The organism is Endozoicomonas sp. SESOKO4 (assembly GCF_024606275.1).
In genome coordinates, this window is sequence record NZ_JAHHPS010000015.1 from 1 (window position 1) to 9,185 (window position 9,185).

The 9,185-nt window shown below is 48.3% G+C and carries 5 protein-coding genes; all 5 read left to right on the forward strand.

The window, feature by feature from the left end; translation table 11 throughout:
• The first annotated feature begins 205 nt into the window (after nt 1-205).
• The gene (locus tag KDK16_RS00200) at nt 206-2,704 is read left to right on the forward strand and encodes a hypothetical protein (RefSeq protein ID WP_257274166.1); all 2,499 of its coding nucleotides are present in this window, start codon (nt 206-208) and stop codon (nt 2,702-2,704) included.
• Nucleotides 2,705-3,184: 480 nt separating this feature from the next.
• On the forward strand, nt 3,185-5,182 hold the full coding sequence (locus KDK16_RS00205; protein WP_257255048.1) for a hypothetical protein: 1,998 nt from the start codon (nt 3,185-3,187) through the stop codon (nt 5,180-5,182).
• Between the two features lie 133 nt (nt 5,183-5,315).
• Entirely contained in the window at nt 5,316-7,397 is a 2,082-nt protein-coding gene (locus KDK16_RS00210; RefSeq protein WP_257274167.1) for a hypothetical protein, read from the forward strand.
• Nucleotides 7,398-7,916: 519 nt separating this feature from the next.
• A complete protein-coding gene (locus tag KDK16_RS00215) occupies nt 7,917-8,057 on the forward strand; it encodes a hypothetical protein (protein ID WP_257255157.1) in 141 nt (46 codons plus the stop codon).
• 178 nt (nt 8,058-8,235) lie between these two features.
• Nucleotides 8,236-9,185: hypothetical protein (locus tag KDK16_RS00220; RefSeq protein WP_257255156.1), on the forward strand; the 950-nt coding region annotated here is incomplete at its 3' end.

Consider the following 9,185-nt stretch of genomic DNA (forward strand, 5'->3'; position numbering starts at 1 on the left):
GACCAATTTATTGCAACCGCAGTAGGACAGCCTTAAGTCCGACAGGCTGCTAGCCCTTTCATAAGTTTTTTCCCGGCACCGCCTTCGGCTTTTATCAAAAGGTCTTTGACAGAAAGCAGACTAATTTTCTTGATCTATCATTGCTCTCTAGTCACCAGGATACAGGGATAGAATTATTAAACACTCACTCTTTGCGACATCACTTTTGCTACCACTTTTGCTACTACCGTTTTTTGTCGTTTGTCAGGCAGAACCGCGGACTGAATATTTTATTGTTGAGCTTCAACAAAATAAAATGCTTTCAAACCAGAGCTTTTCTATAAATCCAGTCCTACGTACACTGTCGTTCAGTTCACCTAAAATTGCCGACACAAGCGATAATAAAGAACTCGGTTCACCACCCGAATTCAAACAACACAAGACTTACAGTTACGGTGTAAAAGAGACTCTTGTTGAATCGATTTCGTGGCCATCGCTTTACGCCATTCATCTGCTGGTGCGTTACGAACTAATCCGGAGCACTATGGACGCCCCTCTACGCTCCAACCCTTATTCATGGCTATCTGTAGAAGTGATTCTTACCGTCGGTTGGCTTTTAAAAAGCTATTGGAATTTCGACTCAATGTCGTTTAAACCAAAAGAACAACCAAGAGCAGCAACTATGGTGATACAGCGGGGGCAGCCATTTGCCTATATCACTGTGGTGCCTGGCTCTGGACATAGCCAACAACCGCACAAGCCATCAGAACCATCAAGGCAGCAGGCCGCGGGAGTTCAAAGCGACCTTACAGGCTCTTTCACCAAATCTCTGGATACTGACTCTGCCGACAATAACGGAGGCTCTCAGCAAACTCTGCATACTTTGAGTTTAAATTGTTTCGTCTTTCCCTGTCATGGTGTTTGTAGTTTCCGACCATCATCCAATAGCAGAGAGCCCGCTGAATGGCCGCCGGATTCTGAAGAAAGTTCGACAGGCAACTATGGATACTCAATCAGTGTAGATGCAATCTCTACAAATGACCCAGCCGAACCAGCCAATTGTCATATGACAATGCGCAATCAGCCTGCCAACTCTGATGAATGGATTATCGTCCATGGGTTACTCAATCTGGGAAACCATAGCCTTTCAGAAGAAACCGGGATTAGCAACACGCCTGTCTATTTCACCAATCCAATGGTGATTCCATCTCCGGACAGCCTACCTTCCGGAGGAGCTACCTATTGCCAACAGCCCCTGTCGGATCATACAGGTAAAATTCACAGAGGGCAGCAACAAACCTGTGACGTAATCATAGTCGGGGAAGAAGCCCAGCCGAGACCATGCGCAAAGGTCTGTAAGAATGCTGTAGCCCTATCGGTTCACAAAAGCTCATACCACACCGGGCAAAAAATCTGTAACGTGACCCTGATCGGGGAGAATGGTCAGCCGCGGCCGTGCGGGAGGGTCTTTAAGAATGCTAAATCACTGTCGGGTCACAAAAGCAGAAAGCACGTCAGGCAGCGACAAACCTGTCACATGACCTTGGTCATGAAGGATGGGGAGCTGCGGCCATGCGGGAAGGTCTTCCCGAATACTAAAGCCCTTTGGAAACACAAAAACAACGTCCACAACGGGAAACAAATCTGTGACGTGACCTTGGTCGGGAAGGATGGCCGGCAGCAACCATGCAGAAAGGTCTTCGAGAATGCCAAAGGCCTGTCGGATCACAAAAGAAAAATCCACAGTGGAGAAAAACTCTGTGACGTTACCGTGGTCGGGGAAGATGCTCAGCCTCGATCATGCGGGACGGTCTGCAAGAATGCTAAAGGCTTTTCGGATCACAAAAAAAAAGTCCACAGCAGGCAACAAACCTGCCACATAACCGTGATCGGGCAGGATGGCCAGCGGCGACCATGCGGTAAGGCCTGCAAGAATGAACAAGCCCTGTCGTCTCACAAAACCAGAGATCACACTGGGCAAAAAACCTGTGACGTAATAGTAGTCGGAGAGGATGACCAGCTGCGGTCATGCGGGATGGTCTGCAAGAATGCTCAAACCTTGTCAGAGCACAAAAGCAGAAACCACACCGGGCAAAAAACCTGTGACGTAATAGTAGTCGGGGAAGATGGCCAGCCACGGCAATGCGGGATGATCTGTAAGAATGCTAAAAGCTTTTCAGATCACAAACGAAAAGTCCATAGCGGGCAACAAACCTGTGTCCTTACCTTGGTCGGGGAAGATGGTCTGCAGCGACCATGCGCAAAGGTCTTCAGAAATGCTCAAGCCCTGTCGTCTCACAAATGCAAAGAGCACTCCGAGCAAAAAACCTGTAACGTAACTGTGATCGGAGAGGATGACCAGCCGCGACCATGCAGGATAGTCTGCAAGAATACTCAAACCCTGTCAGTGCACAAAAGCAGATGCCACAGCGGGCAACAAACCTGTGTCGTGAACGTAACCGGGAAGGATGGCCAGCTGCGGCCATGCGGCAGGATCTGCATAAGTGCTAGAGCCCTTTATGAGCACAAAAGAAGAAACCACTCCGGACCAAAAACTTGTGACCTAATTGTGACCGGGGAGGATGGCCAACCGCAGCCGTGCAGGATGGTCTGCAAAAATGTCAGAGTCCTGTCGTATCATAAAAAAAGCCATCGAAAACGTAAGTCTGTTGATCCGGAACACGATGATGGTCGCAATCCTAAACAGGGTAAACAGAATAAGTAACGATTTGATCCAGTACATGGGATCAATGAGGTTTCTCCCAGTGTCACCTTCAGTTTTTTACAAAAGATCCTCTGTAGGAGGACAGTTTCGAGACAAAGCTTGATATGAAAGGGTGAAATTGCCAGAAGAGTCGTTGACTGGGTGGCGCCCGAAGGGAACTGGGTTGTCTGTCTGGATCGCACCAAACGGGACTTTGGCCAGTTCAAAATCAACATCATGATGGTCGCTAAGTAGGAGGTCGTCATTTTCGCAAAGGAGGGAATCATTTAGCTTGAGTTCATAAGCTTGCAGTTATACCTGCAGGCGAGTACCCACTCTCCCTTTTATAACAGGATTCTTTACGAAATTGTCTCCTGCAGAGCAAAAGGTCTTTGACAGAAAGCAGACTTATTTTCTTGATCTATCCTTGCTCTCTAGTCACCAGAACACAGGGATAGAAATATTAAACACCCATTCTTTGCGGCATCACTGTTGCCGCTAATGTTGCTACTACTTTTTAGATCTGTCGTTTGTCAGGCCGAAGCGTGGACAGAACGTTTTATTCTCGAGTTTGAAGAGAATGAAGTGTTTCCAGACCAAAGCTTTTCTATCAAGCGTGGCCTGCTCGCATCGCCGGGCACCCCTTCAGACCTTGTCAACACAAGGAACTATGCAGGAATCAGTTCATCGCCTGATGACAAACGACACAAATTTAACAGTTACGGGGTAAAAACGCTCCTTATTGAATCGATTTCGTGGCAATGGCTTTATGCCACTCACTTGCAGGTGTACGAGACGATCCTGGCCACCAAGGACGTTCCTCTCAGCTCCACCCCCTATTCATGGCTACCTGTAGAAGTGGTTGTTGCCATCGGTTGGCTTTTAAACAGCTATTGGAACCCCGATTCACTGTCGTTTAAGCCGATCGAACAACAAGCAGCAACCACTATGCTGACACTGGAGGGGCACTCATTTGCCGCCATCACGATGGTGCATGGCTCCGGACATAACCAACAGCCCTTCCAGCCATCAGAACCCTCTGGGCAACCAACCGCGGGAACCCCCTGCCACCTTACAGGCTCTTTCACTAACCCTCTGAATACTGACTCTGCCGACGGTAACGGAGGCTCTCAGCAAACTCTACATACTTTGGGTTTGAATTGTTTCATCTTTCCCTGTCATGGCGTTTGTAGTTTCCGATCATCATCTGATAGCAGAGAACCCGCTGAATGGCCGCTGAATTCAGAAAAAAGTATGACTGACAACTATAGAGGCGGCAACTATAAAGGAAGAAACTATAGATACTCAATAAGTGCAGGGGCAACCACTGCAACAGACCCAACCGAACCTGCCATTTATGATGTGACAATGCACAGGAACCAGCCTGCCAACTCCGATGACTGGATTATCATCCACAGTTTACTCAGTCTCAGAAGGCATAGCCTTCCGGAAAAAACCGGCATTAGCTTTACGCCTTCGCATTGCCAACAATCCCTGCGGGGTCACACAGGCGAAATTCACAGCAGCCAGCAACAAACCTGCGACGTAACCGTGTTCGAGGAGGATGGTCAGCCTCGACCATGTGGGAAGATCTGCAAGAATGCTGCTGCCCTATCGGTTCACAAAAGCTCATACCACACTGGGCAAAAGCTCTGTGACGCGACCTTTGTCGGGGAGGATGGTCAGCCACGGCTATGTGGGAAAGTCTGCAAAAATGCTAAAGGCTTATCAGATCACAAAAGAAAAGCCCATAGTGGGCAACAAACCTGTAACTTGCCCGTGGTCGGGGAGAATGGCCAGCAGCAGCCATGCGGGTGGGTCTGCAAAAATGCCAAAGTCTTGTCGGATCACAAAAGCAGAAGGCACCCCAGTGAGCATCAAATCTGTAACATAACCGTGGCCGGGAATGACGGCCAACTGCGGCCATGCGGGATGGTCTACAAGAATGTTGTAGCCTTGTCGGATCACAAACGCAAAACCCATGCCGGACCACAAACCTGTTACGTAAACGTTCTCGGAGTGGATGGTAAGCAGCGACCATGCGGGGCAGTCTACAAGAATGCTAAATCCCTGTCGGTTCACAAAAGCAGCTTACACTCCGGGCAAAAAACCTGTGTTATGGCCGTGGTCGGGGATAATGGCCAGCTGCGATCGTGCGGCACAGTTTGCAAAAATGCCCAAGCCCTGCGGGATCACAGAAGAAGAGATCACTCTGAGCAACAAACCTGTGACGTAACCGTGACCACAGAATATGGCGACCAACGGTCATGCGGGAAGGTCTGCAAGAATGCTCAATCTTTGGCGTCTCACAAATACATATGCCACACCGGGCAGTATAACTGTGAAGTGACCGTGGCTGGGGAAGATGGTCAGCTGCGGCCATGCGGGAAGGTCTGCAAGAATAAAAGAACTCTTTGGGATCACAAAAGAACACATCGGAAACGCATCTCTTATCCTGTGAATCAGGATGGTGAACCCAGCCCTAAAAAAGTAAATTGAATAAATAACACCTTTCTTTTCATTAGAATTTTTTCGATGCTACCCTTGGCTTTTAACAAAAGATCATTGACAGATAAAAGACTTATTTTCTTGATCTACCCTGGCTCTACAGAGACCAGAATACAGGGACAGAATGATTGAACACTCACTCTCTGCGGCGACAATGTTTCTGCTAGTGTTGCTGTCTGTCGTCTGTCAGGCTGAACCATGGACAGAATGTTTTATTATCAAGCTTGAACAGAAGGCAGTGTTTCCAAACCTGAGCGTCTCTATAGAACGTGACAGGCATACCCTGCCGGACAATCTTTCGGAGGTTTTCGACACAAACGACTATGCAGGACTGGATTTTCGGTCTGATGACAAACCGAACAGACCCGGCAGTTACGGAGTTAGGCTGCCTGTAGAAGTGGTTGTTGCAGCCGGTTGGCTTTTAGAAAGCAATTTGACTAACGATTTCATGCTGTTTAATCCAATCCAACAACAAGAGGCAACATCTACGCAGACACAGGGGGATCAACCGTTTGCTACCATCACTATGATGCTTCGCTCTGTAGATGACCAACAATCACATCAGCCATCAGAATCATCCAGCCAGCAAGCGCCGGGAGCCCCACAATCTACAGGCTATTTCGCTAACCTTCTCTATTCTGACTATGGCGGCGGTAACAGAGGTCCTCAACAAGCTCTGCACACCCTGGGTTTCAATTGTTTCGTCTCTCCCTGTCGTGGCGTTTGCAGTTTCCGATTATCATCCGGTAGCAGAGAATCCGCTGAATGGCCGCTGAATTCCGCAGAAAGTTCTACAGCCAGCTGTAGACATTTAATTGGCCCGGGGGCAGTCTCTACAACAGACTCAGCCGAACCACCCAATTATGATGTGACAATGCTCGGGAATTTGCCTGCCAACTCTGATGACTGGATTATAATCCACGGGTTACTCAATCTTCGAAGCCATATCCCTCCAGAAAAAACCGGGATTAACTGTACGCTTACCCATTTCAAACGCCCCATGGTGACTTCACCTTTGGGCTGCCTTCCTTCCGGAGGGGCTACCCGTTGTCAAAAAGTCCTGTCGGATCACAAAAGCAGAGAGCACTTCGGACAGCCAACCTGTGACGTGATCGTGGTCGGGAAAGATGCCCAACAGCGGCCATGCGGCAAGGTCTACAGGAATGCTAATAGCCTGATAGCACACAAAAGAATATTCCACAGCGGACAAAGAATCTGTGTCCAAACCGTAACCGGAGGGGATGGCCAGCATCGACCATGCGGGAAAACCTGCAAGAATACTCAAGCTTTGTGGGATCACAAATTAAAAGATCACAGCGGGCAAAAGACCTGCTACGAAACAGTGGTCGGTGCAGATGGCCAACCGCGACCATGCGGGGAGGTATGCAAGAATGCTAAAACATTGTCGTCTCATAAAAGAAGCATCCACACTGGACAACAAACCTGCCACGAAAGCGTGGTCAGGAAGGATGGCCAACAGCAGCCATGCGGAAAGGTCTGCAAGAGTGCTAAAGCCCTATCGGATCACAATAGAAAAGAACACACCGGCCAAAAAATCTGCAATGCAACAGTGGCTGGAAGGGATGGCCAGCAGCAATGCGGAAAGGTCTGCAAGAACGCTAAAGCCCTGTCAGATCACAAAAGAAGCAACCATTCCGGGCCACGAACATGCAACGAAACAGTGGTCGGGCGGGATGGTCAAAAGAAATCATGCGGAGCGGTCTGCAAGAGTGTGAATGCCCTGACGGATCACAAAAAAAGAAACCATAGTGGGCAAAAAATCTGTAACGCGATTGTGGTCGGGGACGATGGTCAGGGACGACCATGTGAGCGGGTCTTAAAAAATGCTCGTTCTCTGTCATGTCACAAAAGCAAATATCACAGCGGACAAAAAACCTCTGATAAGACAGTGAACGAGGAGAGTGACCAGCGGCTGCCATGCGGACTGGTCTGCAAAAATGCCAACGCCTTGAAAGATCACAAAAAAAGCATCCACAGCGGGCAACAAATCTGTAACCTGCCAGTGATCGGAGAGGATGGTCAGCAGAGGTTATGCAGGGAGGATGGCCTGCTGCGGCCGTTCGGTAAGGCCTTCCAGAATACCCACGCACTGTCCAGGCACAAAAGAACACACCGAAAGCGCAAGTCTTTTTATCCTAACCAGAATGATGGCTCCAGACCTAAAGAAATTAAAGCAAATAGGTAACAACCTACCTCCCTTTCATTAGGCTTGCCCGTTGTCATCATCCGATAGCAGAGGGCCCGATGAATGGTCGCTGAATTCCGTAGAAAGCTCGACAGTTAGCCCTACACACTCAATGATTGCAGAGGCAGTCTGTACAACTGCCCCTACCGTATCACTTAATGATGATGTGCCAATGAACGGGAATTTGCCTCCCACCTATGATGACTTGACTATAATCGACGGCTTGCTCAGGCTGCATAATCATCGCCTTCCAGAAGAAAGCGGGGCTTCCTTAACACTTATCCGTTTCAAAATCCCAAAGGGGCTTCACCTTCGGATTGTCTTCCTTACGGAGAGGCAGCCCGATGCCAAAAAAAACTGTCAAATCACAAGAGAAGAGAGCACAACGGACAACAAACCTGTGTCGAGACATTAGGCATTGAAGATGGCAAGTATCAGCCATGCGGGAAGGTCTTCAAGAATGCCAGAACCCTGTCAGTTCGCAAAAGCAGATACCACACCGGGCCAAGAACCTTTGATATGACAATAATCGGGGAGGGTGTGCAGCTGCAGCAGTGCGGGAAGGTCTGTAAGAATGCTAAAGCCCACTGGGAGCACAAAAGAAGACATAGAAAACGCAAGCCGGTTGATGTGGACCAGGATGATAACCACAACCCTTGATCTGGCACCCTTTTCATAAAGTTATGCCTGTTGCAGCCTTTGGGGTTTAAAGGAGATTTTTTAACAGAAGTTCTCGGAAAGAAAAGCACGCTTATTTTTTTAAACTATCCTTCTTCTCTGTAAACCAGAACGCAAGGATAGAATCATTAAGCACTCACTCTTTGCGGGACTGATGTTGATGTTGCAGTTGCCGTTACTGACGTTGTCTCTCGTCTGTCAGGGTGAACCGCTGACAAGACGACTTGTTTTAGAGCTTGAACAGAAAACAGTTTTTCCAAACCAGAGTTTTTCTATAAGGACTGACCGCCATACATCGCCTGGAAATCCGTCAGGTATTACTAACAAAAACGGCTATGCAGGATCGAATCCTTCGCCTGAAAAAAAACAACAAAGACCTCATATTTACGAGTTAAAAACAACCATTATTGAATTGATTTCATGGAAGTTGCTTTATTCCACTAACCTGATGGTTGATTTAAAACCAATCCTGACAACCAACGATCCCCCCCTAAGCTCCACCTCTTATCCATGGCTATCCATAGAAGTGGTTGTCGCTGTTGGTTTACTTTTGAAAAGCTATTGGAACCCCGATTCACCCTTGTTTAAGCCGATTCAACAACAAGAGACGAGTCAAAATCACCCCTATTCCATCATTACTATGGTGTTGGGCTCTGGAGATAACCAAACACCATACCAGTCACCAAAATCATCGAGGCAGCGTGCAACAGGGGCTACCACCCAGTCTGCAAGTTCTCTCTCTATCCACCTTTATTCTGGCTCTGGCGGCAGTAACGGAGGCTCTCAACAACACTCACATACTTTGGGTTTTAATTGTTTCGCCCATCCCTGTCATGGCGTTTGTCAATTCCGACCATCATCCGATAGCGTAGAGTCCGTTGAACCACCGCTGAATTCCCTACAAAGCCCATCTTTCGAAAAATTGGATGATCTCTCTGACATTGAACTCCGCTGTGTGTGCGGCGTACCATATCTGCAACAGCCACATGACATTGTTGGCAGCAGATTCATTAGCAGCAACTTTATAAACCGGGTCGCCTCATACAGGATCTCTCCAGACGAAGACTCCACAGACGAAGACTCCACAGACGAAGACTCCACAGACGAAGA

Excerpts from the sequence above, each read along its gene's own strand:
- KDK16_RS00215 (WP_257255157.1), top strand. The coding sequence starts at position 7,917 with ATGACAATAATCGGGGAGGGTGTGCAGCTGCAGCAGTGCGGGAAGGTC.
- KDK16_RS00205 (WP_257255048.1), top strand. The coding sequence starts at position 3,185 with ATGTTGCTACTACTTTTTAGATCTGTCGTTTGTCAGGCCGAAGCGTGG.
- KDK16_RS00210 (WP_257274167.1), top strand. The coding sequence starts at position 5,316 with ATGATTGAACACTCACTCTCTGCGGCGACAATGTTTCTGCTAGTGTTG.